At 44.3% G+C, this 479-nt stretch carries 1 protein-coding gene; it reads left to right on the forward strand.

All coding sequences use genetic code 11. The features are described from left to right. A partial coding sequence (locus tag HMPREF2805_RS11595) for a fibronectin-binding SSURE repeat-containing protein (RefSeq protein ID WP_261676380.1) occupies positions 1-479 on the forward strand: 479 nt, incomplete at both ends.

The following is a 479-nucleotide window of genomic DNA, read 5'->3' on the forward strand; positions in this document are numbered from 1 at the left end:
AAAGTGTACGGTGCCAAAGATGGCAAGGCTGATTTGAGCAATCTCGTAGCGACAAAAGATTTGGATGTCAACTTGAATGGCTTAACAACTCCAGCTGAAGTCCAAAAAGGCGTGGCTGACAATACTAAAGACACAGTAGATGTTCCAGCTACTTACTTGGATAAAGCCAACTTCCCAGGTCCATTCACAGCCGGCGTCAATCAAGTTATTCCATACGAATTCTTCGCAGGTGATGGTATGTTGACCCGCCTTATCTTGAAAGCTACTGACAAGGCCCCATGGTCAGACAACGGTTCAGCTAAAAACCCCGCTCTTCCACCAGTAGAGAAATTGGGCAAAGGCCTCTACTTCTATGAAGTAGATTTGGCCGGCACTCAAGGAAAATCTGATAAAGAGCTTCTTGATTTCTTGAAACAAAACGGAACTCAAAGTTATAAAGCTACTATTAAAGTGTACGGTGCCAAAGATGGCAAGGCTGA

It is taken from the genome of Streptococcus sp. HMSC034E03 (assembly GCF_001811505.1).
Lineage (GTDB): Bacteria > Bacillota > Bacilli > Lactobacillales > Streptococcaceae > Streptococcus.